This window comes from Nocardioides sp., assembly GCF_031397825.1.
Lineage (GTDB): Bacteria > Actinomycetota > Actinomycetes > Propionibacteriales > Nocardioidaceae > Nocardioides.
Genome location: NZ_JANNML010000227.1, coordinates 14,905 through 39,810, shown reverse-complemented (window position 1 = coordinate 39,810; position 24,906 = coordinate 14,905). Strand labels below are relative to the sequence as shown.

General features: G+C 72.4%; 23 protein-coding genes and 1 riboswitch. Of the genes, 11 read left to right on the top strand and 12 right to left on the bottom strand.

Translation table 11 applies throughout. The features are described from left to right. Window positions 1–101: 101 nt before the first annotated feature. Together RMN98_RS19130 and ilvD are read right to left on the bottom strand one after the other, a co-directional pair. Window positions 102–668: a pyridoxamine 5'-phosphate oxidase family protein gene (locus RMN98_RS19130; protein ID WP_309650411.1), complete on the bottom strand. Its 567-nt coding sequence runs from the start codon at window positions 666–668 to the stop codon at window positions 102–104. 4 nt (window positions 669–672) lie between these two features. Beyond that, window positions 673–2,394, bottom strand: coding sequence for a dihydroxy-acid dehydratase (ilvD, locus tag RMN98_RS19125; protein ID WP_309650410.1), 1,722 nt, complete (start codon window positions 2,392–2,394; stop codon window positions 673–675). A gap of 72 nt (window positions 2,395–2,466) precedes the next feature. On the opposite strand from ilvD, the gene RMN98_RS19120 reads away from it, so the two are divergent. Next, window positions 2,467–3,237, top strand: a complete 771-nt coding sequence (locus RMN98_RS19120; protein WP_309650409.1) for a beta-phosphoglucomutase family hydrolase — start codon at window positions 2,467–2,469, stop codon at window positions 3,235–3,237. Then, entirely contained in the window at window positions 3,234–5,789 is a 2,556-nt protein-coding gene (locus tag RMN98_RS19115) for a glycosyl hydrolase family 65 protein (protein WP_309650408.1), read from the top strand. The genes RMN98_RS19120 and RMN98_RS19115 overlap by 4 nt, the downstream gene beginning before the upstream one ends. Window positions 5,790–5,883: 94 nt before the next feature. Here the strand turns inward: RMN98_RS19115 and RMN98_RS19110 are convergent, their stop codons facing one another. After that, window positions 5,884–6,987: an exo-alpha-sialidase gene (locus tag RMN98_RS19110; RefSeq protein ID WP_309650407.1), complete on the bottom strand. Its 1,104-nt coding sequence runs from the start codon at window positions 6,985–6,987 to the stop codon at window positions 5,884–5,886. 62 nt (window positions 6,988–7,049) lie between these two features. On the opposite strand from RMN98_RS19110, the gene RMN98_RS19105 reads away from it, so the two are divergent. From RMN98_RS19105 to RMN98_RS19090, 4 genes are all read left to right on the top strand, one after another. Next, on the top strand, window positions 7,050–7,934 hold the full coding sequence (locus RMN98_RS19105; RefSeq protein WP_309650406.1) for an EamA family transporter: 885 nt from the start codon (window positions 7,050–7,052) through the stop codon (window positions 7,932–7,934). A 134-nt stretch (window positions 7,935–8,068) separates the two neighbouring features. Next, a complete protein-coding gene (locus RMN98_RS19100) occupies window positions 8,069–8,314 on the top strand; it encodes a hypothetical protein (RefSeq protein ID WP_309650405.1) in 246 nt (81 codons plus the stop codon). A gap of 19 nt (window positions 8,315–8,333) precedes the next feature. Then, window positions 8,334–9,248 carry an alpha/beta hydrolase gene (locus RMN98_RS19095; RefSeq protein WP_309650404.1) on the top strand — a complete coding sequence of 305 codons (915 nt, stop codon included), beginning with the start codon at window positions 8,334–8,336 and terminating at the stop codon, window positions 9,246–9,248. After that, on the top strand, window positions 9,248–10,429 hold the full coding sequence (locus tag RMN98_RS19090; protein ID WP_309650403.1) for a PQQ-dependent sugar dehydrogenase: 1,182 nt from the start codon (window positions 9,248–9,250) through the stop codon (window positions 10,427–10,429). Before RMN98_RS19095 ends, RMN98_RS19090 begins: the two co-directional genes overlap by 1 nt. Here RMN98_RS19090 and RMN98_RS19085 read toward each other — a convergent pair. The 5 genes from RMN98_RS19085 to RMN98_RS19065 form a co-directional block, all read right to left on the bottom strand. Further along, window positions 10,419–11,162, bottom strand: coding sequence for an ECF transporter S component (locus RMN98_RS19085; protein ID WP_397210251.1), 744 nt, complete (start codon window positions 11,160–11,162; stop codon window positions 10,419–10,421). The genes RMN98_RS19090 and RMN98_RS19085 overlap by 11 nt on opposite strands. A gap of 86 nt (window positions 11,163–11,248) precedes the next feature. Beyond that, complete coding sequence (locus RMN98_RS19080) at window positions 11,249–12,817, bottom strand: ATP-binding cassette domain-containing protein (RefSeq protein WP_309650401.1); 1,569 nt, start codon at window positions 12,815–12,817, stop codon at window positions 11,249–11,251. After that, entirely contained in the window at window positions 12,814–13,929 is a 1,116-nt protein-coding gene (locus RMN98_RS19075) for an energy-coupling factor transporter transmembrane component T (RefSeq protein WP_309650400.1), read from the bottom strand. The genes RMN98_RS19080 and RMN98_RS19075 overlap by 4 nt, the downstream gene beginning before the upstream one ends. Continuing rightward, window positions 13,926–14,888: a hypothetical protein gene (locus RMN98_RS19070; RefSeq protein WP_309650399.1), complete on the bottom strand. Its 963-nt coding sequence runs from the start codon at window positions 14,886–14,888 to the stop codon at window positions 13,926–13,928. Before RMN98_RS19070 ends, RMN98_RS19075 begins: the two co-directional genes overlap by 4 nt. Before the next feature lie 2 nt (window positions 14,889–14,890). After that, a complete protein-coding gene (locus RMN98_RS19065) occupies window positions 14,891–16,531 on the bottom strand; it encodes a hypothetical protein (RefSeq protein WP_309650398.1) in 1,641 nt (546 codons plus the stop codon). 84 nt (window positions 16,532–16,615) lie between these two features. Then, window positions 16,616–16,743: riboswitch (cobalamin riboswitch) on the bottom strand. Window positions 16,744–16,876: 133 nt separating this feature from the next. On the opposite strand from RMN98_RS19065, the gene RMN98_RS19060 reads away from it, so the two are divergent. Continuing rightward, complete coding sequence (locus RMN98_RS19060) at window positions 16,877–17,725, top strand: alpha/beta fold hydrolase (RefSeq protein ID WP_309650397.1); 849 nt, start codon at window positions 16,877–16,879, stop codon at window positions 17,723–17,725. A 277-nt stretch (window positions 17,726–18,002) separates the two neighbouring features. On the opposite strand, the gene gatB is transcribed toward RMN98_RS19060, so the two are convergent. From gatB to gatC, 3 genes are read right to left on the bottom strand one after another with little or no spacing between them, the layout of a single operon-like run. Continuing rightward, window positions 18,003–19,496 (bottom strand): Asp-tRNA(Asn)/Glu-tRNA(Gln) amidotransferase subunit GatB, encoded by a 1,494-nt coding sequence (gene gatB, locus RMN98_RS19055; RefSeq protein ID WP_309650396.1) that lies wholly within the window; start codon window positions 19,494–19,496, stop codon window positions 18,003–18,005. Then, window positions 19,493–21,031, bottom strand: a complete 1,539-nt coding sequence (gene gatA, locus RMN98_RS19050) for an Asp-tRNA(Asn)/Glu-tRNA(Gln) amidotransferase subunit GatA (protein ID WP_309650395.1) — start codon at window positions 21,029–21,031, stop codon at window positions 19,493–19,495. Before gatA ends, gatB begins: the two co-directional genes overlap by 4 nt. Next, window positions 21,028–21,327 (bottom strand): Asp-tRNA(Asn)/Glu-tRNA(Gln) amidotransferase subunit GatC, encoded by a 300-nt coding sequence (gene gatC, locus RMN98_RS19045; RefSeq protein WP_309650394.1) that lies wholly within the window; start codon window positions 21,325–21,327, stop codon window positions 21,028–21,030. The genes gatA and gatC overlap by 4 nt, the downstream gene beginning before the upstream one ends. Window positions 21,328–21,420: 93 nt before the next feature. On the opposite strand from gatC, the gene RMN98_RS19040 reads away from it, so the two are divergent. From RMN98_RS19040 to RMN98_RS19025, 4 genes are all read left to right on the top strand, one after another. Continuing rightward, on the top strand, window positions 21,421–22,434 hold the full coding sequence (locus tag RMN98_RS19040; protein WP_309650393.1) for a cobalamin-dependent protein: 1,014 nt from the start codon (window positions 21,421–21,423) through the stop codon (window positions 22,432–22,434). Window positions 22,435–22,502: 68 nt separating this feature from the next. Further along, window positions 22,503–23,021 carry a SigE family RNA polymerase sigma factor gene (locus tag RMN98_RS19035; RefSeq protein ID WP_309650392.1) on the top strand — a complete coding sequence of 173 codons (519 nt, stop codon included), beginning with the start codon at window positions 22,503–22,505 and terminating at the stop codon, window positions 23,019–23,021. After that, window positions 23,014–24,153 carry a hypothetical protein gene (locus RMN98_RS19030; protein WP_309650391.1) on the top strand — a complete coding sequence of 380 codons (1,140 nt, stop codon included), beginning with the start codon at window positions 23,014–23,016 and terminating at the stop codon, window positions 24,151–24,153. Before RMN98_RS19035 ends, RMN98_RS19030 begins: the two co-directional genes overlap by 8 nt. Before the next feature lie 110 nt (window positions 24,154–24,263). Continuing rightward, entirely contained in the window at window positions 24,264–24,548 is a 285-nt protein-coding gene (locus RMN98_RS19025; RefSeq protein WP_309650390.1) for a helix-turn-helix transcriptional regulator, read from the top strand. On the opposite strand, the gene RMN98_RS19020 is transcribed toward RMN98_RS19025, so the two are convergent. Beyond that, the gene (locus RMN98_RS19020) at window positions 24,532–24,882 is read right to left on the bottom strand and encodes a DUF6907 domain-containing protein (RefSeq protein ID WP_309650389.1); all 351 of its coding nucleotides are present in this window, start codon (window positions 24,880–24,882) and stop codon (window positions 24,532–24,534) included. The two genes, RMN98_RS19025 and RMN98_RS19020, sit on opposite strands and share 17 nt — an antisense overlap. Window positions 24,883–24,906: the final 24 nt, after the last annotated feature.

The window sequence follows — 24,906 nt, the reverse complement described above, 5'->3', positions numbered from 1 at the left end:
GCGCGACCCCCCACGCCACGGCGATCAGCGCCGCCATGACGAGGAACACCAGGAAGAGCTGGGGGCCGCTCCGACCGGGCTGCGAGGTGGTCATCGGCGGGTCACGGAGCAGGGTCGGGGTCGTCGTCGAACGCCGGCAGGCCGTCGATGCTGGTGCGGTTCTTGAGGCGGCGGTAGTCGCGCACCCCGTCGGCGCCGCAACGCTCCATGGTGGGGGTGAGCAGGTCTCGCTCGGCGTCGAGGGACAGCAGCGGCAGCGAGTAGCCGCACGAGTCGCTGACCCGCTCGACGTCGACGACGATCACGGCACGAGCGGCGGCGTTGGGCGAGAAGCGCGCTGCCCAGGCGGCGAAGTCGTCGTCGTAGAGCCCCACGACCCGGCCCGTGCCGTGCAGCCGCACGATGTTGGGCTCCCGGTCGAAGGAGCAGAACATCACGGTGATCCGGCCGTTCTGCCGGACGTGGGCGATCGTCTCGGCACCGCTGGCGGTGAGGTCGAGGTAGGCGACGGTGCGCTCGTCGACGACCACGAAGGTGTCGCCGAGCCCCTTGGGCGAGACGTTGACGTGGCCGGCGTCACCCGAGGGAGCCGTCGCCACGAAGAACACCGGCTGCGCCTCGATGAAGCTGCGCAGCCGTCCGTCCAGGGCCTCGTGGACCTTGCCCACCCGGTCAGCTCGTGACGGCGCCGTGGGCCGCGGACTGCACGACCTTGGCGTACTTGCCGAGCACGCCGCGGGTGTACTTCGGGGGCAGCGGCTCCCAGCCGACCTTGCGGGCCTCCCAGTCCTCGGACGAGCCGTCGATCTCCACGTCGAGGGTGCGGTTGAGGACGTCGAGGGTGATCTGGTCGCCGTCACGCACGAACGCGATGGGGCCGCCGTCGACGGCCTCGGGGGCGACGTGGCCGACGCAGAGGCCGGTCGTGCCGCCGGAGAACCGGCCGTCGGTCAGCAGCAGCACGTCCTTGCCGAGGCCGGCGCCCTTGATGGCACCGGTGATCGCGAGCATCTCGCGCATCCCGGGCCCGCCCTTGGGGCCCTCGTAGCGGATGACCACGACGTCCTTCGGCTTGATCTCACCGGCGGCGAGCGCGTCCATCGCCTTGCGCTCGCCGTCGAAGACGCGGGCGGTGCCGGTGAAGACCGAGTCGTCGAAGCCGGCCGACTTGACCACGGCGCCGTCGGGGGCCAGCGAGCCCTTGAGGATGGTGAGACCACCGGTCTGGTGGATCGGGCGCTCCATGGTGCGGATGACCTCGTCGTCGACGGCAGGGGGCGCGATGTCGGCGAGGTTCTCCGCGAGCGTCTTGCCGGTCACGGTCAGGCAGTCGCCGTGCATGAGGCCGGCGTCGAGCAGCGCCTTCATGACCATCGGGATGCCGCCGACCTTGTCGACGTCGTTCATGACGTACTTGCCGAAGGGCTTGAGGTCGCCGAGGTGCGGGACCTTGTCGCCGACCCGGTTGAAGTCGTCGAGGGTCAGGTCGACCTCGGCCTCGCGGGCGATCGCGAGCAGGTGCAGCACGGCGTTGGTCGAGCCGCCGAGGGCCATCACGACGGTGATGGCGTTCTCGAAGGCCTCCTTGGTCATGATCTGGCGCGCGGTGATGCCGCGGCGCAGCAGCTCGACGACGGCCTCGCCCGAGCGGTGGGCGAAGCCGTCACGGCGGCGGTCGACGGCCGGCGGGGCGGCAGAGCCGGGCAGGGACATGCCGAGGGCCTCGCCGACGGCGGCCATCGTGTTGGCGGTGTACATCCCGCCGCAGGCACCCTCGCCGGGGCAGATGGCCCGCTCGATCTTGTCGACCTGCTCTCGGCTCATCTTGCCGGCCAGGCACGCACCGACGGCCTCGAAGGCGTCGATGATCGTGACGTCCTTGCCGTCGACCTGGCCGGGCATGATCGAGCCGGCGTAGAGGAAGACGCTGGACAGGTCGAGGCGCGCGGCAGCCATCAGCATCCCGGGCAGCGACTTGTCGCAGCCGGCGAGCAGCACGGAGCCGTCGAGGCGCTCGGCCATCATCACGGTCTCGACCGAGTCGGCGATGACCTCGCGCGACACCAGCGAGAAGTGCATGCCCTCATGGCCCATGGAGATGCCGTCGGAGACCGAGATGGTCGCGAACTCCAGCGGGTAGCCGCCGGCCGCGTGCACGCCGTTCTTGACGGCCTTGGCGAGCCGGTCGAGCGAGAGGTTGCAGGGCGTGATCTCGTTCCAGCTGGACGCCACGCCGATCTGGGGCTTCACCCAGTCGTCGTCCCCCATGCCGACCGCGCGCAGCATGCCGCGCGACGCGGTCGCCTCGAGCCCGTCGGTGACGGCCCGCGACCGGGGCTTCAGGTCGAACTCCTGCTCGCTCTTCCGGGGGTCCTGGGGGGCGTCGTCACTCATGGGGACGAGCCTAACGGCGGCGGTCGTCACACCGACGCCGCATCTCAGCCTCCGCGGCCCTAGCCTTGACGCATGACCTCTGCACAGCCCGTGTCCTCGTCGGTCGCCTGGGGCGACTACGACGCGATCCTGTTCGACCTCGACGGTGTGGTGACGCCCACCGCCGAGGTCCACATGCGCGCCTGGGCGGAGATGTTCAACGCCTTCCTGACGGCCTTCGACGGTGCCGGTGACACGTCGCCGTACGCCGACGCGGACTACTTCGCCCACGTCGACGGCAAGCCCCGCTACGAGGGCGTCGCCGACTTCCTGGCCTCACGCGGCATCGAGCTGCCCGAGGGGAGCGACGACGACCCCGGCACCGAGCAGACGGTCAAGGGACTCGGCAACCGCAAGAACGACGCGTTCAACGAGGTCCTCGAGCGCGACGGTGTGACCGCCTACCCGGGCTCGGTGGCCCTGCTCGACCACCTGCGCGACCTCGGCAAGCCCCTCGCCGTCGTCTCCTCGTCGGCCAACGCCCCCGCCGTGCTGGCGGCCGCCGGCCTCGCCGACCGCTTCGTCACCGTCGTCGACGGGCGGGTGGCCAAGGAGCTGGGCCTGCCGGGCAAGCCGGCGCCCGACACGTTCCTGCACGCCGCCGAGGTGCTGGGGGCGACCCACGCGACCTCGGTCGTGCTGGAGGACGCCGTCTCCGGCGTCAAGGCCGGACGCGCCGGTGGCTTCGTGCTGGTCATCGGGGTCGACCGCGGCGCCGGCGTGCAGACCCTGACCGACGCCGGCGCCGACCTGGTCGTGCCGGACCTCGCCGACACCCTCCCCCGGGACAGGGCACGAGGATGAGCGTCCGCGACCTGACCACCGACCCCCTCGACCGCGGCCGCGTCCCCGCCGATCCCTGGCGCCTGGTGGAGTGCACCCACAACGCCGAGGACCTCGGCGTCACCGAGACCCTCTTCACGGTCGCCAACGGCTACCTCGGCATGCGCGGCAACCCCGAGGAGGGACGCGACGCCTATGCCCATGGCACCTTCGTCAACGGCTTCCACGAGACCTGGCCGATCCGGCACGCCGAGTCGGCCTACGGCTTCGCGCGCACCGGCCAGACGATCGTCAACGTCCCCGACGCCAAGCTCCTCAAGGTCTACGTCGACGACGAGCCGCTGACGCTCGGCACCGCCGACATCGAGCACTACGAGCGCAGCCTGGACTTCCGCGACGGCGTCCTGCGCCGCTGCCTGGTGTGGCGCACGCCGTCCGGAAAGCGGGTCAAGGTCGAGACGACGCGCATGGTCTCGATGACCCAGCGCCACCTCGCGGTCCTGACGCTCGAGGTCACGATGCTCGAGGGCGACGCCCCGATCGTGATCTCCTCGCAGCTGCTCAACCGGCAGGACGGGACCGATGAGTACTACGCGCCCGAGTCGTCCATGGGCGAGGGGATGAACGACCCGCGCAAGGCGGCTGCGTTCGAGGGCCGGGTGCTGCTCCCCCGGGTCCACTACGCCCGCGACGACCGGATGATGCTGGGCTACCGCTGCGCCAACTCGTTGATGACGATCGCGGTCGCCGCCGACCACCGGCTCGAGACCGACGACGAGCACGAGCACATCCTGCGCGACGACGAGGACCTCACCAAGATGGTCTTCCGCATCGAGGCCAGCGAGGGCCGCACCGTCCGGCTCCAGAAGATGGTGGCCTACCACTCCTCGCGCGGCGTCCCCGTCCGTGAGCTCTCCGACCGCTGCGACCGCACCCTCGACCGGGCCTCCCGCCACGGGGTCGAGCACTACCACGCCGAGCAGCGGGCCTGGTACGACCGTTTCTGGGCGGCCACCGACGTCGAGGTCGACGGCGACGACGCGCGGCAGCAGGCGATCCGCTTCAACATCTTCAGCCTCGCCCAGGCCAGCGCGCGCGCCGACCAGCAGGGCGTCCCGGCCAAGGGCGTCACGGGCTCGGGCTACGAGGGTCACTACTTCTGGGACTCCGAGGTCTACGTCGCCCCGTTCCTGAGCTTCACCCAGCCCGACGTGGCCCGCAACCTGCTCCACTTCCGCACCCGGATGCTGCCGGCCGCTCGGGCCCGGGCCCGCGAGATGGCGCAGAGCGGTGCGCTCTTCCCCTGGCGCACCATCAACGGCGAGGAGGCCTCGGCCTACTACGCCGCGGGCAGCGCCCAGGTCCACATCGATGCCGACATCGCCTACGCCCTCATGCAGTACGTCGGGGCCACCGGCGACGTGGGCTTCCTCGTGCGCGACGGCGTCGACCTGCTCGTCGAGACCTCCCGGATGTGGGCCGAGCTCGGCTTCTGGCGCAGCAACGGTGAACGCTCCTTCCACATCCACGGCGTCACCGGGCCCGACGAGTACACGACGGTCGTCAACAACAACCTCTTCACCAACGTGATGGCCCGTTACAACCTCGAGCAGGCCGTCGCCGCCGTCGAGCGGATCGAGCGCGACCATCCGACCGAGCACGCCCAGCTCGTGCACCGCCTCGGGCTCACCGACGAGGAGGTCGACGAGTGGCGCGCCTGCGCCGAGGGCATGGCGATCCCCTTCGACGAGGGTCTCGGCATCCACCCGCAGGACGACTTCTTCCTCGACCGCGAGGTGTGGGACCTGTCCCAGACCCCCGACGAGCTGCGCCCGCTGCTGCTGCACTACCACCCGCTGGTCATCTACCGGTTCCAGGTGCTCAAGCAGGCCGACGTCGTGCTCGCGCTCTTCCTCCAGGGCGACCGCTTCACCCAGGAGGAGAAGCGCGCCGACTTCGAGTACTACGACCCGATCACCACCGGCGACTCCACGCTGTCCGCGGTGGTGCAGTCGATCATCGCCGCCGAGGTGGGCTACCACGAGGTCGCAGCGAAGTACTTCTCGCAGGCCCTCTACGTCGACCTGGCCAACCTGCACGACAACACCGTCGACGGGCTGCACATCGCCTCCGCCGGTGGGGTGTGGAGCGCGCTGGTCTTCGGCTTCGCGGGCATGCGTGACCGGGGCGGCGCGCTGTCCTTCGACCCGCGCCTGCCCGTCGGGTGGCCGTCACTGCGGTTCCCGGTGAAGTGGCGCGGCACCCAGCTGCGCGTCGAGCTGACTGAGACCCACCTGTCGATCACGGCGGAGCCGGGCGACGAGGTGCGCCTCGTCGTGCGCGGCACCGAGCACACGGTCTCCGCGAGCACCCCCCTGTCGATCGCCCTCGACGGCCACGGCGAGCGCATCGACGGCATGCTCGGCGACCGTCCGCTGGTGGGCGGCACCCGCGCCGACGGCACCCAGATCACCGCCGGCGTGCCCGAGGCGATCGACTTCGACGAGGTCGTCTTCAGCGACCAACCGCTCCACCACGACCCCTACGGCGTGCCGCACGTCCCGGGTGACTGAGCGGCTGCCGGGAGGCGCGGGACGTCATACGGAGGGTGGAGGCGACTCCACGTCTCGTATGACGTCGCGTGCCTGATCGCTGGGGCGTTCGCGCTCAGAACGACGCAGCCCGCACGACCATGACGTCCGGCAGGTTGTCGACCGCCTTGGTCCATGACTCCCCCGCGTCGGGAGAGACCCAGACGGCGCCGTTGCGCGCCCCGACGTACAGACCGGCGGAGGCGTGGTCGTCGGCGGTCATGGCGTCGCGCATGACCCCGACGAAGAAGTAGTCGGGCAGGCCGTCACCGAGCTCGGTCCAGGTGTCGCCGGCGTCCTGCGAGCGCCAGACGCGGGCGCGGCCGCCGGTGGGGTAACGGCCCTCGCCGGCGTTGAGGGGGAAGACGAAGACGGTGTCCGGGTCGTGGGGGTGGACGACGACCGGGAAGCCGAAGTCGGCCGGGAGGCCTTCGGCGATCGACTGCCAGGACCGGCCCTCGTCGTCGGAGCGGTAGACGCCGCCGTGGTTCTGGAGGTACAGCCGCTCGGGCCGTGCCGGATGGCGGGTGACCTTGTGCACGCACTGGCCGAACTCGGGGTACTGCTGGCCCTCGGGGAGGAACTCCGCCCGGATCCCCTGGTTGCGCGCGGTCCAGGAGCCGCCGCCGTCGGTGGTCTGGTAGACGCCGCCGGTGGAGATGGCGACGGTCACGGACGCCGGGTCGGTCGGGTGCGGCAGGATCGTGTGGAAGGCCTGGCCACCGAAGCCGGCGCCCCACTCGGGCTTCTGCGGGTGACGCCAGAGCGCCTCCTCGAGGGCGAAGTGCTCGCCGTTGTCGGTGGAGCGCCAGACCGCCCCGGGCTCGGTGCCGGCGTAGACGACCCCGGGCTCGATGCCCGGCACGAGCTGCCAGACGCGCTCGACGGACGCATCGGAGCCCTCCGGGAAGCGGATGGCGCCGCCCGGGGTCTCCTGCCAGGTGCGCCCCAGGTCGTCGGACCAGCGCACCTGCGGGCCGAGCCAGCTCGACGAGGCGCCGGCGAAGATCCGCGGCGCCGGCCCACGCTTGTCGACCAGGCAGGAGTAGACCTCCTCCATGTCGTGGTGAGGACCGGTGAAGTCCCAGTCCTGCCGCGCCTGGTCGGACGTGCCCACCCACAGGCCCTTGCGGGTCCCGACCATCAACACCGTGCGCGCCGCCGTGTCGTCCGTGCCCATCGAGTCGCTCCTCTGTCCGTCCTGCCGTCGGTCCTGCGACCACTGTCTCCTAGATTGACCCGGTGACCACGCAGAAGTCATCGGCCCCGATGGTCTCCCCCGTGGTCTCCCCGATCTGGCTGGTCCTGGTCGGCATCCTCTCGGTCCAGCTCGGCGCCGGTGTCGCCAAGAGCCTCTTCGACGAGGTCTCCCCCACCACGCTCGTGTGGCTGCGCCTCGTCACCAGTGCGATCGTGCTCGCGGTGATCGCCCGCCCGGCTCTCCGCGGCCGCTCGCGGGCCGACTGGTGGGTGGTGCTCGGCTTCGGGCTGAGCCTCGGGGTGATGAACTGGGCGATCTACCAGGCCTTCGCACGGATCCCCCTGGGCATCGCGGTCACGATCGAGTTCGTCGGGCCGCTCACCCTGGCCGTGCTCGGGTCCCGCCGGGTCCGCGACCTGCTGTGGGTGGCCCTGGCCGCCGTCGGGGTGCTGCTGCTGGGCTTCGAGCGGGTCGACCTCGACCTCGTGGGCGTGCTCCTCGCGCTGGTCGCGGGGGCCGCGTGGGCGTCGTACATCCTGCTCGCGAAGTCGACCGGGGAGCGGTGGCCGGGCATCGACGGGCTGGCGGTCGCCAGCGTGGTGGCGACCCTGATGCTCACGCCGTTCGCCGTGCACGCGGGCGGCGACGTGCTGGGCGACCCGCGGATCCTGCTGCTCGGTGCGGCGATCGGGCTGCTCAGCTCGGTGATCCCCTACACCTGCGAGCTGGTCGCGCTGCGCTCCCTGCGCCCGGCCGTCTTCGGGATCCTGATGAGCCTGGAGCCGGCAGCCGCGGCGCTGGCCGGGCTCCTCGTGCTGGGAGAGGTCCTCTCGCCGGTCCAGCTGGTCGCGATGGCGTGCGTCGTCGTCGCCAGCATCGGGGCCACCCGGTCGCGGTCGACGATCGCCCAGCCGGTCCCGGACTGAGCTCCGGCGGGACGCGGCGTCTCGCCGTTCGGGATCGTGTGAGGAGTTCATGTAGATGTCACGTCGCTGAGACGGCGTGGCCCCGGGCCGGGGATAACGTCGGGCCCACGCACTCACAACCCCCGGAGTCGTCGATGCTGTCCCACCTCGCCCCACCCGTCCTCGTCGAGGCCGTCCAGCGCTGGGCCGTCGAGTCCCAGCACCGCGCCCGTCGCAACGCGATGCTCGCCACCACCGACTGCGTGCAACGCAGGATCGAGCGCGAGTCCGTCGAGGACTTCTTCTCCGAGCGCTACCCCAGTCGCTACCCGGCCCGCCGCCCCGCCGAGCAGCCCCGCGACGCCGTGAGGCCTGACACGCTCCGACGATCTCAGGGCTGACTCGGGCACAATCTGGGTCATGACGACCTCCGCAGCCCGGACCGCAGCCGTCGCGTCCGTCTCGTTCCACGACGTGCTCTCCGACGACGGCACCGTCCTGCGGGCCTGGACCAACGATCCGGCAGGTCGCATCGACGGCCCCACCGTGGTCCTGTGCAACGGGCTCGGCACCAACGCCTACGCCTGGCCCGCGCTGCTGGACCCGGACTGCGACGTCCGCGTCGTCTCGTGGAACCACCGTGGCGTCGGCGGATCCGACCGTCCCGCCGACCCCAGCCACGTCGAGATCGAGCACTTCGTCGAGGACGGGCTCTCGGTCATGGACCACTTCGGCATCGACAAGGCCGTGCTCATGGGCTGGTCGATGGGCGTGAACACCATGTTCGAGCTCGCCGTGCGCCACCCCGAGCGCGTGCGCGGCCTCTTCGCGGTCGCCGGCGTGCCCGGCGACACCTTCGCCACGATGCTCGCCCCCCTGAGGCTGCCCCGACCGGTCGCCCGCGCGATCACGGTCAACCTGTCCCGCGCGATGAGCCTCGGCGGCCGGGCCCTCACCCCGATCGCCGCGCGGCTGCCGATCGGCCCGCGGACGATCGACCTGCTGTCCCACACCGGCTTCATGTTCCCCGTCAAGGACGTCGAGCTCGCCGCCGAGGCGGTGCGCGAGTTCCTCACCACCCCGCTCGACTGGTACTTCCACCTGGCCCTCAGCACCTCGCGACACGCCCGCGTGTCCCTGAGCCGCGTCACGGTGCCCTGCGCCTTCGTCGCCGGGTCCTGGGACATCCTGGCCGGCGCCCGCGACATGGCGAGCGCGGCGGCGCGGCTCGAGGACGCGACGTACGTCGAGCTCCGCGGCACGCACTTCATCGCCATGGAGCAACCCGAGGTCGTGCACGACCTGCTGCTCGAGTTCATCGCCCGGGTGGGCTGATGCGGATCTCTCGGGGGTCGGCTGCCGCTGCTCTCGCAGCGGGGGCGCTGCTGCTGGCCGGCTGCGGCCAGGGCGGCAACGAGAGCACCCTGACCATCACCGGCACGGCGCCCGCCTCGCCGTCGGAGTCCGGCTCACCGTCGTCCTCGGCAACGGGGTCCGCCTCGGCGTCGGCCTCGGCGACGCCGTCCTCGGAGCCGGCCGCGCCGGACGGATCGCCCGAGGTCGTCGAGGAGATCGCGACCGGCCTCGAGGCGCCGTGGGGCCTGGGCTTCCTCCCCGACGGCGACGCGATCGTCACCGAGCGCGACACGCAGCGGGTGCTGCTGGTCAGTGGTGACGACTACGCCGTGACCGAGCTCGGCACCCTCGACGTCGCCGCACCGCAGGGCGAGGCCGGGCTGCTCGGGGTGGCGATCTCGCCCGACTTCGCGCAGGACCGCTTCGTCTACTTCTACGCCAGCACCACGAGCGACAACCGGATCGTGCGTGCGACGCTGCGCGGCGAACGGCTCGGCGAGCCGACCCCGATCTTCACCGGCATCCCCAACGGCTACATCCACGACGGCGGGCGCCTGGAGTTCGGCCCCGACGGGATGCTCTACGTCTCCACCGGCGAGACCGGCGAGCCCTCGCTCGCGCAGCAGCGCGACAGCCTCGGCGGCAAGGTCCTGCGCCTCACCCCGGCCGGCAAGCCGGCTCCCGGCAACCCCTTCGGCACGGCCGTGTGGTCGTGGGGCCACCGCAACGTCCAGGGCCTCGCCTTCGACGACGCGGACCGGCTGTGGGCCTCGGAGTTCGGCCAGGACACCTTCGACGAGCTCAACCGGATCGACGAGGGCGCCAACTACGGCTGGCCCGCCGTCGAGGGCAAGGGCGGCAGGTCCCAGGGCTTCGTCGACCCCCAGCAGGTGTGGGACACCGACGACGCCTCCCCCTCGGGCCTGGCCTTCCTCGACGGCTACCTCTGGATGGCGGCCCTCAAGGGCGAGCGGCTGTGGCGGGTGCGCGTCGAGGGCGACCGCGCGGTCGACGCCACGCCGTTCTTCGTCGGCGACTACGGCCGCATGCGCACCGTCGCCGCCACCGACGACGGGATGCTGTGGGTCATGACCAGCAACCGCGACACCCGCGGCGAGCCCGGTCCCGGCGACGACAAGATCCTGCTCGTCAGGCCCTGACGGCAGGCTCGTCGGCCACCCCGACGACCAACGCCCGCTTGGCGGCGCGGCGCAGCGTGGTGAGCACGGCCGGGCCGAGCAGCACCAGCGCGGCCGCGGTGGTGATCGCGCGACCGGTGTCGAAGCTGCCGGTGGAGGTGATCAGCGTGTAGACGAGGAACGTCTGGAGGTTGTCGAGCAGCGGGGCACCGGGCACGTAGGCCAGCGAGCCCTCGTGTCCGGGCACCTGCACCCCGAGCAGGAACGGCCAACCGGAGAGGTTCATCAGCAGGCCGAAGAGATAGGCCGCGACGACCCCGTAGACCACGAGCATCGCGACCTCCGCACGACCGGTGACGCGCCGCGGCAGCAGGCCCGCACCCATCCCTACCCAGGCGGCGATGATCATCTGGAAGGGCAGCCACGGCCCGACGCCCGCGGTCATCAGCGCGGAGGCGAAGAGCGAGGTCACGCCGAGCACGAAGCCGAAGCCGGCGCCGAAGACCCGCCCCCCGAGGATCAGCAGGAAGAAGACCAGCTCCACCCCGGCGGTCCCGGCCGAGAGCATCCGCAGCACGGCGTTCATCGCGCTGAGGACCCCGAGGATCGCCAGCACCCGCGCGTCCATCCCGCCCTCGCTCAGCTCGGCCAGCACGACCGCGATCACGACGGGCAGCAGCGCGAGGAAGAGGAAGGGCGGGTCGATGCGCGCGTCGTCGGGCACCTGCAGCAGCAGCGGCCACAGCAGCATCATCAGCCCGCCGAGCGAGGCGACGGTGAGGACGGCGGCGGACCGCAGCGAGAGGGGTACGGCGACCGGGGTGGTCGTGCGGACGGCGCTCACGCGGTCCTCGCCGCCAGCGCCGCGACCACCTCGTCAGCGCGCAGCCACGGCGCACCGAGCACCTTCATCACCTGCGGCGCGAAGGCGGGCGACTCGGCGACCACCCGTCGTACGGGACCGGCGGAGACGACCTCGCCCTCGGACATGACGACGACCTCGTCGGCGGCCTGGGCGGTGAACTCCACGTCGTGGGTCGCGACGAGCACGGCGTGCCCGTCGTCGGCGAGCTGGCGCAGCATGCCGGCCAGGGCCCGCTTGGCGGCGTAGTCGAGCCCGCGGGTCGGTTCGTCGAGGAGCACCACGTGGGGTCGGGCGACGAGGACCAGCGCCAGGGCGAGCGCCAGGCGCTGTCCCTCGGAGAGGTCGCGGGGGTGCTGGTCTCCGGGGATGCCGGGCACGAGGCGGTCGAGGACCGCGCGGGTGCCCTCGCCACCGGCGGCGCACTCCTCGTCGACGGTCTCGAGGTAGAGCAGGTCGGCCGAGCTCTGGGGAAGCAGCCCGACGACGTTGCGACGCTGGGACGGCTCGAGCCGGGCGGGGTCGGAGCCGCGCGAGGCGACGACGCCGTGGGCGCGCTTGCCGGTGCCCTGGAGCGCCCAGAGCAGGGAGGACTTGCCGCAGCCGTTGCGGCCCATCAGCGCGGTGACGCGCCCCTCGCCGAGGGTGAGGTCGAGCTCGCGCACGGCGACGGTGCGGCCGTGCGTGACGGTGACGCCCCGCGCGGTCAGCGCCTCGGGAGCGTCGGGCAGGACCTCCTGCACCGGCGGCGCGAGATCGAGCGTGCGGGCCGAGCGGCGCGCCTCGCGGACCGTCAGCGGCAGCGGGCTCCACCCGGCGGCGCGGCCGAGCTCGACGATCGGGGGGACGACGGGCGAGTGGGCCAGCAGCTCGGCCGGCGTGCCGACCTGCACGCGGGCATCGCCGGTGAGCAGGCACATCCGGTCGGCGAACGGCACGACCCGTTCGAGGCGGTGCTCGGCGACGAGCACCGAGACGCCGAGGTCGTGGACCAGGCGGGTGAGGGTGGCGAGCACGTCCTCGGCGGCGGTCGGGTCGAGGGCGGAGGTGGGCTCGTCGAGGACGAGCAGGCGCGGGTGGGTGGTGAGGACGGAGCCGATCGCGACGCGCTGCTGCTGCCCGCCCGAGAGGGTGCGCAGGTCGCGCTGGCGCAGGTCGGCGATGCCGAGCAGGTCGAGGGTCTCCTCGACGCGGCGGCGCATCGCGTCTGGTGCGAGGCCGAGCTGCTCCATGCCGTAGGCGAGCTCCTCCTCGACGGTGTCGGTGACGAAGCCCGCGGCGGGGTCCTGACCGACGTAGCCGATCACGTGGGCCCGGTCGCGCGGAGGTGTGCGCAGGATGCTGGTCCCGTCGAGCAGCAGGTCGCCGCGCAGGGTGCCGCCGCTGAAGCGCGGCACCAGGCCGGTGACGACACCGAGCAGCGTCGACTTGCCGACGCCGGTCGGGCCGGAGACCAGCATCAGCTCGCCCTCCTCGATCGTCAGGTCGACGTCGCTGAGCACCGGCTGGTCGTCGTAGGAGACGGAGATGCCGCGCAGCTCGATCATGCGAGCACCTCCCGCGGGGGTGGGGCGGCCACACCGGCGAGGGCGCCCACGAGCACGCCGAGCAGGGCGACCAGCGAGATCTGCGGGGCGGCGGAGAGGTCGGGGTAGGCGATCAGCAGCTGGTGCCCGTTGACCCACCAGCCGACGGCCCCGACAGCCAGCCCGGACGCCACGATGGCCAGCTCGGGCCAGCGCCAGCGGTCGGGGCGGTAGCGCGTGCGCTCCACCCGGCGTCCGGCGCTCACCAGCCCGGCGACGGCCACCACGATCCCGAGGGCCAGCATCGGGAGCGCGAGGTAGCGCGGGGCGGTCAGGTCGAGCGTGGCGTAGACCCCGACGCACACGCCGCAGAGGCCCGCGAGCATCAGGGCACCCGTCGTACGACGCTGGGCGGGGGTGAGCCCACCGGCTCGGCCGTAGCCCCGGGTGTCCATCCCGGCCGCGAGGGCGAGGGAGCGCTCGAGGGCGTCCTCCATGACGGGTACGACGAACCGGCGCAACCGTCGCACGCGTCCCGTCTCGCCCCCGCGCAGCGCCTGGGCAGCGCGCACCCGGCGCACGCTGTCGGCGAACTGAGGGAGCACGGTGACGGCGACCACGAGGGCGGTCCCGACCTCGTAGAGCGCCGGCGGCACCGAGCGCAGCAGCCGCTTGGGGTTGGCCAGCGCGTTGGCGGCGCCGATGCAGATGACGATCGTGGCGAGCCGTAGTCCGTCGTAGAGCCCGGCGAGCAGCGACTCCTGCGTGACGGGCCCGAGCAGGGTGATGCCCAGGACCCAGTCGGGCAGGGGGAGCTGCGGCAGGTCGAGGATCACGGTGCCGGGATAGGTGCCGGCGAAGACCAGGCGGAAGACGACCCGCAGCACCACGATGGCGATGCCGAGGTAGACGTAGAGCCGGAACGACCGCCCCCACGGCTGGTCCGAGCGACGAGCCATGACGACCGTGCTCGCAACCCCGATGAGGAGCAGCAGGACCAGCGGGTTGGTCGTGAGCGACGCCGCCGTGGCGAGACCGATCGCCCACAGCCACCAGGCCACGGGGTGCACGTCGCGCGGGAGCCGGGCTCCGGCGACGCTCGGTCGCGTCAGGGTCAGGGTCAGGGCGCTCACGGGCCGGTCTGCCTCCTGCGGAGCAGGAAGACGACGCCGGCGACCGTGAAGAGCACCACGATCAGCGCCGGGGCGACGTAGGCGGGCAGGCCGTCGTCGTCGGCGTCGGCCGCCGTGGGCGAGACCGGGTCGTCGGAGAACGGGACATCCGTCGACTCGTCGGCAGGGTCGTCGCTCGGCGAGGCCGACGGGGCGGTGCTGGTCGACGGGTCGCCCGACGCGGTCGGGGTGCCGGACTCGCCCGGCTCGCCCGGCTCGCCCGGCTCGTCCGGCTCGCCGGTCGGAGACGCCGAGGGCGAGGCCGACGAGGCCCCGGGCGAGGTGCTGCCCGACGCGGGAGCGCCGGTGGGGGCCGGACCGGATGCCGAACCGGTGCTGCCGCCGCTGGTGCCACCGCCGGTGCCGCCGCCTCCACCGTCGCCGGCTGGCGGCTGCGAGGGCTCGGCCGTCGGTGTGGGCGCCGGCGTCGGGCTGGGCTCGGCGTGCGCGGCCGGGGTGTAGCTCGGCTCGGCGTCGCCGCCGCTCTCGTCCCACGAGAACGCGACGTAGCCCCCGTCGGGGATGGTCAGCGACGAGGCACCGAGGCTGGAGTAGACCCAGGCACCACCCTCGCCGTCGGTCCACCACAGGCCCCAGTAGGCGCTGGCGGGAGAGGTGTTGATGCACGGGTCCTCGGCCGGCACGCCGGACACCCGGCACACGAAGCCGGGCTGGCGCTGGGCGTAGGTCAGCGGGTGACCCGCCGACGGGAACAGCGCGGAGGCCTTCTGGCCACCGCCTCCCGAGACGCAGCCCGAGGACACTCCCCCGCCGAGCTGGTTGAAGTCGACGACGACCGTCACACCGCTCGCGCTGGAGCACCCGGCCGCCACGGCGGGAGCAGGAGTGCCGACCCCGACCGCCGCCGCCACGAGGGCGGCGGCGGCCAGGAACCGTCCGGGAGCGTGGTGGCGTCGCACGGTCAGCGGACGACGGTGATCGTCGTGGTGTTGGTGCGGTTGGCGAACTCGCCGACGACCTTGACGGTCGCCTTGCCGAGGTTGCCCGTGACCTTGAAGCGCTTGGTCAGGACACCCTCCGCGTTGGCGGTCCCAGCGGCGACGGGCTTGCCGCGCAGGAAGACCCGCACCGACTCTCCGCGCACCAGACCGGTGACCTTCACCGAGTTGAAGGCACCACGGACGACCTGCGCCTTGGCGACGGTGAGACCGAGCTTCTTGGCGCCGAGGACCTGGAACGTCGCGGAGCCGACCGTGGCCGCCCCGGAGCGAAGGACGAAGGTGCGAAGCGCCGTGCCGGCGGGCAGCGCGACGCGCGCGACGGCCTGCCCGTTGGAGCGAGCTGCCGTGCGCGCGGCCACCTCTGCGCCGCGGGTGACGCACACCGTGTCGCCGGGGGCGATGCCGCCACCCGACACGACCGAGACTGAGCGACCAGCCTGCTGGAAGAACGCCTGGTCCGGCACCGTGAGAGGTCCTGTGCCCTCTGCTGGCGCCCACAGCAGACCCGGCAGCGCCTGGGCGGAGGCCCGGCGGAACTGGTCCTCGGTGGCGTCGGTGATGCCCTCGCCGCGCGCGGTCGTGCGCGCAGCTGCGTCGTAGGCGACCGCACCGTTGTCGGGGGTGAGGCCCGAGGCGCACGGGGCGATGTCGTCGGCCTGGAGGCCGCGCACCCACGTGGCCGCGGCGGCCGCGCGGGCGGTGTCGCCCTCGGTGCCGAGCGCCCAGGCGGCGAGGCCGGTGCTGTTGGTGTTGGGCGCCTCGGTGGAGGTGCCACCACCGAAGGAGCCGTTGGCGTTCTGCGCGTCGGCGAGCCAGTCGGTCGCCCTCGTGACGGCGGCCTGGACACCCGCGTCGTCGGTCTGGCTCTGCAGTGCGATCACCGCGAGCGCGGTGACGTCGGTGTCGGGCGAGGCCTCGGGGTCGGCGTCGCAGGCCTGCAGGGGCGCGTCGGCGGCCGCGAAGTTGAGCCGGAAGAAGCCCTCGGCGCACTGCTGGGCGAGCAGGAAGTCGGTGGCCGGGTCGACCAGGGCGCTGCCCTCCGCATCGAGGCCCTGGACGGTGAAGGCCTGACCGATGACGTTGGAGAAGTCGGCCTCGAAGGGCTGCGTGCCGTCGAAGGTGTCCTGGATGCGGCCGGCGATCGGCGCCTCGGTGGCGACCTGCGCCTCGAGGTCGGCGACCAGGTCGGTGCCGCCGAAGGCGTTGCCGTCGCGACCCGCGCTCGTGGCCAGGGCCAGCGCCTTGCCGAGCGAGCCGGCGAGCACGTGGGTGCTGTCACCGGTCGGGTAGGACGTGTAGGAGTCGAGGTTGGTCGCGATGGCGTCGGTGATCGTCTGGACGGTCGCGTCGTGACCGCCGACGGCGTCGAGGCCGAGGGCCACGTCGATCGACAGGCCGTAGTCGTCGAACCCACCGAAGTTGGGGTTGAAGACCAGGCCGTCGGTCAGCTGGGTCTCCAGCCACGCGGCGCCAGCGGCGACCGGGGCGGGGTCGGCCTCGGCGGCGTACGACGGCGCGGCCGGCAGCACGGCCAGCGCACCGAGGGCGAGGGCCGGGGTGGCCAGCAGGGCGGCGCTGCGGCGCAGGAAGGGGCTGCTCATGAGGGGGTCCTCTCCGCTGCACACAGCGGAGGCGACCAGGCCCGGTGCCTGGAGGGCGCCACCGCTGCTTGTCCTCGACAGCGAGTGATCAGGACGCGTCGCAACGGGCGTTCCGGCTCGTCGTCCGCTGCTCGGGAGCACCGGTCGACCTACGGTTGCGGGTCAGCGCCGGAGTCGGACCGGCTTTCCCCACTGCGAGCGTGATGAATGTGTACCGGGGCGCACGCTACCAGCGATCGCGGCTCACCCGTGCGTCGCGCATCTCACGCACCGACCACCTGGACCGGGGCTAGGTTGGGCTCGTCCGGCCCCCGGACCACGTCGAGGAGGATCACCATGGCACGGATGGCTCCGAGCAAGGTCGTGCTCCACGGCCACGAGCTCTCCTACGTCGACAGCGGCTCGGGCCCGGTGGTGCTCTTCATCCACGGGATCCTCGGGTCCCAACGCCAGTGGGCTCATCTCGTCGACCAGATGGACGAGGACCACCGGGTCGTCGTGCCCGACCTCTTCGGCCACGGGGAGTCGGCCAAGCCTCTCGGGGACTACTCCCTGAGCGCTCACGCCGCGACCATGCGCGACCTCCTCGACCACCTGGGGATCCAGAAGGTGACCCTCGTGGGGCACTCGCTCGGCGGCGGCATCGCGATGCAGTTCTTCTACCTCTTCCCCGAGCGCGTCGAGCGCCTGGTCCTGGTCTCCAGCGGCGGACTGGGGCGCGAGGTCAACCTGATCCTGCGCGCCGCGACCCTGCCCGGTGCCGAGCAGGTGCTGAGCGTGGTCGCCTCCGTCCCCGTCACCTCCCGGCTCCGTGCCGTCGGCCGTGGCGCCGAGAAGGTCGGCTGGCGTCCGGGTGCCGATGTCGGCGCGATCTGGAGGGGCTTCAGCTCGCTCTCGGACCGCGAGAGCAGGCGGGCGTTCCTGGCCACCACCCGCGCCGTGATCGACCTCGGCGGCCAGAGCATCAGCGCCCACGACCACCTCGGGGACGCGTTGCCGGTCCCGGTGCTGATCGTCTGGGGCACCAGGGACCGGATGATCCCGGCCTCGCACGCGCTGAGCGCACAGCAGTTGGTCCCGGAGTGCCAGGTCGAGCTCTTCGAGGGCGCGGGTCACTTCCCGCACCTCGACGACCCCGACCGCTTCGCGCGCGTGCTGCGCGACTTCGTGGCCGCCGACCCGGCCTCGGACTGACGGGTCGCAGCACCCGCAAGGCGCGGCACCCGCAAGGCGCGGCCGGCGAGCCGGGTGGCGGTGACCGGAGGGAGGTACCCACAGGAACGGATCGCCCCCAGCTCACCGCCAGGTCGCACCCGTCAGCAGCAGCACTGAGTCGTGTGCCGCTCGCAGCGGCTGAGCGCGCCGTGCGACACACGACCCGGCTGCGGCCACCACCCGCCCTGTCCAGATCCGCCCGGGCAGGCAGACGCGGGCTCACCAGGACCCCCGCGAACGTCAGGACCCCAGGACCTCAGGACAGCTTCTCGAGGATGAGCTCGCGCACCCGTCCGGCGTCGGCCTGGCCGCGCATCTCCTTCATGACAACACCGATCAGCGCACCGGCGGCGGCGTGCTTGCCGTCGCGGATCTTGTCGGCGACGTCGGGGTTGGCCGCGATGGCGTTGTCGACGGCAGCGCCCAGGGCGCCGTCGTCGGAGACGACCGCGAGCCCGCGGGCCGCGACGATCTCCTCGGGGGTGCCCTCGCCGGCGAGCAGGCCGTCGAAGACCTGACGGGCCAGCTTGTCGTTGATCGTCTTGGCGTCCACGAGCGCCTGCACGGCCGCGACCTGGGCAGGCGAGACACCGAGCTCGGCGATGTCGACGCCGGAGTCGTTGGCCCGGCGCGCCATCTCCGAGAGCCACCACTTGCGCGCCGCCTGCGGGGCGGCACCGGCGGCGATCGTCTCCTCGACCAGGCCGAGCGCGCCGGCGCCGACGGTGTCGCGCATCTCGAGGTCGGAGAAGCCCCACTCGGCCTGGAGCCGCTCGAGCTTCTCGCGCGGGTTCTCCGGGAGGGTGCCGCGCAGCTCGTCGACCCACTCCCGCGACGGGGCGACGGGCACCAGGTCGGGCTCGGGGAAGTAGCGGTAGTCGTCGGCGTCGGACTTGGCCCGGCCGGCGGTGGTGACGCCGGTGTCCTCGTGCCAGTGCCGCGTCTCCTGGAAGATCGGCTGGCCGCTGTCGAGGACGGCAGCGTGGCGCTGCATCTCGTAGCGCACGGCCCGCTCGACCGAGCGCAGGGAGTTGACGTTCTTGGTCTCGGTGCGGGTGCCCAGGGTGCCAGTGCCCGCCGGGGCGAGCGAGAGGTTGACGTCGGCGCGGATCGAGCCCTGGTCCATGCGGGCGTCGGAGACACCGAGGGCAACGATCAGCTCGCGCAGCTGCGCGACGTAGGCCTTGGCGATCAGCGGCGCCTTCTCGCGGCTGCCCATGATCGGCTTGGTGACGATCTCGATCAGGGGGATGCCGGCGCGGTTGTAGTCGACCAGCGAGTAGTCGGCGCCGTGGATGCGGCCGGTGGCACCACCGACGTGCAGCGACTTGCCGGTGTCCTCCTCCATGTGGGCGCGCTCGATCTCCACACGGTGGATCTCGCCCTCGACCATCACGTCCATGAAGCCCTCGAAGGCGATGGGCTCGTCGTACTGGCTGGTCTGGAAGTTCTTGGGCATGTCCGGGTAGAAGTAGTTCTTCCGGGCGAAGCGGCACCACTCGGCGATCTCGCAGTTGAGCGCCAGCCCGATGCGGATCGCGGACTCGACGGCCTTGCGGTTGACCACCGGCATCGCGCCGGGCAGGCCGAGGCAGACCGGGCAGACCTGGGTGTTGGGCTCGGCGCCGAACTCCGTCGGGCAGCCGCAGAACATCTTGGTGTGGGAGTTGAGCTCCACGTGCACCTCGAGCCCCAGCGCGGGGTCGTAGGAGGCCAGCACGTCGTCGAAGGCGACCAGGGTGTCGGTCATGCGGACTCTCCGTCCAGGGAAGGGGCCTTGTCGAGGAGGGGGCCACCCCACGCGCGCTCGAGCGCCGCCTCGAGGGCGGCACCGACGCGGTAGAGGCGGTCGTCGGCCAGGGCCGGGGCGAGGACCTGGAAGCCCACGGGCAGTCCGTCCTCCTCGGCGAGGCCGGCGGGCAACGAGATGCCCGGGACGCCCGCGAGGTTGGCCGGGATGGTCGCGAGGTCGTTGAGGTACATCGCGATCGGGTCGTCGAGCTTCTCCCCCAGCTTGAACGCCGTGGTGGGAGCGGTCGGCGAGACGAGTACGTCGGCCTGCTCGAAGGCGGCGGCGAAGTCACGCGCGATCAGCGTGCGGACGCGCTGAGCGGTGCCGTAGTAGGCGTCGTAGTAGCCGCTGGAGAGGGCGTAGGTGCCCAGGATGATCCGGCGCTTGACCTCGTCGCCGAAGCCGGCGTCGCGGCTGGCGCGCATGACGTCCTCGGCGCTCGGGTCCTCGATGCCCTCGGGCAGGACCCGCAGGCCGTAGCGCATGGCGTCGAACTTGGCGAGGTTGGAGGACGCCTCGCACGGCATGATCAGGTAGTAGGTCGCCAGTGCGTGCACGAAGCTCGGGCACGACACCTCGACGACCTCGGCCCCCGCCTCGACCAGCAGGTCGAGCGACTCCTGGAAGCGGGCCAGCACGCCGGCCTGGTAGCCGTCGCCGGACAGCTCGGTGATCACACCGACCTTGAGACCGGTGAGGTCACCGGCGGCGCCCTGGCGGGCCGCGTCGACGAGCGCGGGGAGCGGCTGGTCGATCGAGGTCGAGTCGAGCGGGTCGTGACCGCCGATCGCCTCGTGCAGCAGCGCGGAGTCGAGCACCGTGCGGGTGACCGGGCCGACCTGGTCGAGGGAGTTGGCCATGGCGACGAGGCCGTAGCGCGAGACCCCGCCGTACGTCGGCTTCACGCCGACCGTGCCGGTGACGGCTCCCGGCTGGCGGATCGAGCCGCCGGTGTCGGTGCCGAGCGCGAGGGGCGCCTCGAAGGCGGCGACCGCCGCGGCCGAGCCCCCACCGGAGCCACCGGGGATCCGGTCGAGGTCCCACGGGTTGTGGGTCGGTCCGTAGGCCGAGTGCTCGGTGGAGGAGCCCATCGCGAACTCGTCCATGTTGGTCTTGCCCAGGATCGGCAGGCCGGCGGCCTTGAGCCGGGCGACCACGGTGGCGTCGTAGGGCGGGACCCAGCCCTCGAGGATCTTGGACCCGCAGGTGGTGGGCAGGCCCTCCGTGGCCAGGACGTCCTTGACCGCGATCGGGACACCGTCGAGGACGCTGGCTGGCGTCCCGGCGGCGCGGCGGGCGTCGGACGCGGCGGCCTGGGCGAGCGCGCCCTCGGCGTCGACGTGGAGGAACGCGTGGACGGCACCGTCGACGGCCGCGATGCGGTCGAGGTGGGCCTGGGTGATCTCGACCGAGGTGGTCTCGCCCGCGGCGAGCGCGTCGGCGAGCTCGGCGGCGGTGCGGCGGGTCAGGTCGCCGAGCTCGGCGGCGCTCACTGCTCGTCCCCCAGGATCCGCGGGACGGAGAAGCGCTGCTGCTCGGAGGCCGGGGCGCCCGAGAGCGCCTGCTCGGCGGTGAGGCCCGGGACCACGACGTCCTCGCGGAAGACGTTGGTCAGCGGCATCGCGTGCGAGGTCGGCGGCACGTCGTCGCCGGCCACCCCGGTGATGGAGGCCACGGACTCGAGGATCACCGACAGCTGCGGCGCCAGGTGGTCGAGCTCGGCGTCGTCCAGGTCGATCCGGGCGAGCGTCGCCAGGTGGGCGACCTCGTCCCTGGTGATTTCAGGCATGACGCCCATCCTAGGAGTGGAGCCACCCACGGCTGCCCCCAGGTCGTGACCGAAGGCCCTTCCCAACGAGTGCCTGACGAGGTGCAATCGAGCATGGCCCCCCGTCACGTGCGCACCCGCGACGTGGAGTCCTACTGGACGGCCACGACCGAGGGCGACGTCGAGGCCGCCTACGCAGTGTTCTGCGGCGTGCTGGACCGCGGGGTCCCGCTCGGCGACGTGCTGGACCGTCTCGTCGCCGCCTCGCAGACCCAGGTCGGTGACCTCTGGGCCTGCAACCGGTGGACGGTGCTGCAGGAGCACCATGCGACGGGGGTCAACGAGCGGGTCCTCGACCGGCTCTCCGCGCGTCGGACCGGCGTGGCCCGCGGCCCGCGCGTGCTCCTCACCTGCGTCGAGCAGGAGTGGCACACGATGGCGACCACGCTCCTGGCCGTGAAGCTGCGAGTCGCGGGCGTGCGGGTGGACTACCGCCAAGGCGAGGTCGACCCCGGCGAGCTCGCCCATCGGATCACGAGGAGCCGTCCTCGCGCGGTCCTCCTCAGCGCGTCGCTCGTCTCGTCGCTGGCGGCAGCAACCTCGCTGGTCGAGCTCGTCCGCGACCTGCGGACCCCGGTGATGGTGGGCGGCGCCGCCTTCGACCGGGAGGGGCTGCGCGCGAGGAGGATCGGGGCGACCGCCTACGCCGCCACGGCGGACGAGGCGCTCCCGGTCCTCATCGACCTCCCTGTCCGCACCGACCCCCTGCCGGACCTCGTCCCGCCCCAGGTGCGCGAGGCCGAGCGCATCCGCGCCTGCAGCGCGGACCTCAGCGGCCTGGTCCTCGACGACCTGAGCGCCCGGTTGGACCTCGGCCTCGTTGCCGACCTCCCGCCCGAGGACTGGCGCGGCGTGCTGGTCACGTCGGTGCCCCATGTCGTCGACAGCGTGGCCGGCGCCCTGCTCACCCGGGATCCCTCCGTGCTGAAGCAGATGCAGACCTGGCTCGACGAGGTCCTCCAGGCACGCGACGCCGACCCACGCTGCAGCGTCGAGCTCTGGTCGTCGCTGCAGCGCCAGCTCCTGCACCAGCCACACGCGACGGCGTTGCTCACCGACCTCGTCTGAGACGCGACCAACCGATCCCGGGGTTCGCGCATCTGGAAGGGTGACCGGCCAGGACAAGGGAGCCACCGATGCCACGTCCACCCTCCGACGGGGAGTTCACCGAGTTCGTCCACGCCTCGTGGGCCTCGCTCTACCGCACCGCTTACCTGATGCTGGGCGACCGCGCGGAGGCCGAGGACCTCGTGCAGACCGCGCTCGCCAAGACCTACGCCTCCTGGTCGAAGGTGCGTGCCGTCGAGGCGGCACCCGCCTTCGCGCGCACCGTGCTGGTCAACACCGCGGCCTCCTGGTTCCGCAGGAAGTCCTGGCGCAACGAGCGGCCCACCGAGACGCTGCCCGAGGTCGCGGCGCACCACGACCCCAGCGACCGTCCGGCCGTGGTCGACGCCCTCGCGCAGCTGCCGTCGCGGCAGCGCGCCGTCGTGGTGCTGCGCTACTACGAGGACCTGAGCGTCGCGCAGGTCGCCACCGCCCTCGGCATCTCCGACGGCACCGTCAAGAGCCAGACCTCCGACGCCCTCGCCAAGCTGCGCGTGCTGCTCGGCGACGCGGTCGTCCCCCACACCCTGGGAGCCACCCATGACTGAACGACTCGCCGACCTGATGCGCGCCGAGGCCGAGGGCCTCGACGTCCCACGCCCTGCCTCCGGCCCGGTGCTCACCCGGGGACGACGTCTGCGCCGCCGCCGCCGTACGACGTCCGCGCTGGCGGGTCTCGCCGTGCTCGCCGCGATCGGGGGGACGGCCCTCGCTCTCGGCGGGTCCGACCGCGACCGCGCCGTCGATCCGGCCGGATCACCGGCCCCTGCCTCCGACGACCTCGGCGCGGTGTTCTCGGTCGGGGCGACGGTCTACCTCGACGGAGGGCGACGGAGCGTGACCATCGCCGACACGTCGGTGAAGTCGTTCTACTACACCTCCGCCGGCCTCCTGGTCCGTCAGGGCGACAACCCGTGGAGCGACGGCGGTGGGGCCCAGCGCTTCTCCCTCGTGCGGGCCGACGGCACCACCAGCCCGGTCAGCGTGGAGACCGAGGAGACCGTGCACGCCACGGACCCCGCGCAGCCCTACCTCGCCTACGCCCGCACCCGCAGCGGCACGGTCGAGGTCGTCGTCCACGACGTCTCGACCGACGAGGAGGTCGCCGTGGTGCCGGTCCCGGGCGCCTCCGCGTCGTTCCTCCCGGTGGCGCTGTCGGGCGACCTGGTCTTCCTCGGTGCGGACGGGCAGGACTTCGTCGTCGACTGGACCACCGGGGAGATCACCCGACCCGGCATCGTCCGGGGCTACCCGGAGGTGGCGGGCGGGCACGCGGCCGTCCAGGGCGATGGCGAGGTCAGCGTGGTCGACGCCTCGACCGGCGAGACCCTGCTGGCCGTGGAGGCCGCCGGCTACGCCTACCTCTCGCTCTCCCCCGACGGCCGCTTCGCCAAGCTGGACGCCGACGAGCAGGTGTCGGGCTTCGACGTCTACGACGTGGTGGCCGGCACGCACGTGCAGCTGCCCGGCGCGACCTACGACTACGGGTGGACCGCCGACGGCGACCTCTTCCGCCTGCAGGAATCAGCATCAGGGGTGCGGCTGTCGACCTGCGAGGCCGACACCGGCTCGTGCGCCGCCACCGAGCCCGATCTCGCGACGCCACCGAACGACGCGGCCGCCTCCTCGGAGGACTACAGCGGCGAGCTCAAGCTGGGCGGCCTGATCTACGAGTCCTGAGGTGAGGGTCCCGGCCGACGCTGGGGGGATGCATCGACCGGGACCCTGAGGAAATGTTGCCATACAGGTATGAGCCACAGGCGACCCTCGGGGGCACCAGGGTGGATCCGGTGACGACTCGGCCCTCCTCCGCTGCCACCTGGGACCTCTACGCCAAGGAGATGGGGCACCGTCTGGTGCGCGCCCGTCAGGTGCGCGGCCTCAGCCAGGCGCGGGTCGCGCACGCGGCCGGCATCTCGACCTACACCTACCAGAAGTACGAGAAGGGTGAGTCGAGACCGGGCACGCCGGCCAACCCGAGGTTGGTGACGCTGATCGCGCTGTGCCAGGTCCTCGACCTGGCCGTCGAGGACCTGCTCCCGCCCAACCCTCCCGACGTCACCGGTGGTCGCTGAGCCGGTCGAGGCACCGCGTCAGGGCGTCACGCAGGCGCTGCGCACTGTCGCGGGTGATGTCGATCGAGATCTGCCGGCCCTCCTCCTGGCCGAGGTGGGCCCAGACGGAGTCGCCCCCAGCCGCTCGGTGACCGACGACGAGCCAGTTCTCGTGGACGACAGGTCCACCCTCGGGTCCGGAGCCCTCCGGTCCCGGAAAGTCGCCGCGGACGACCGGCACGATCTCCTCGGCACTCTGGTGTCGGTGGTCCTCGGCGTGGTCGTCCTCGGCGTGCTGGCGCACGCACCACGGCGGGCAGGCAGACTCGAGCCACGTGGGCTTCAGGGTGGTCATGTGCTTCTTCCGGGGGTCATGGCG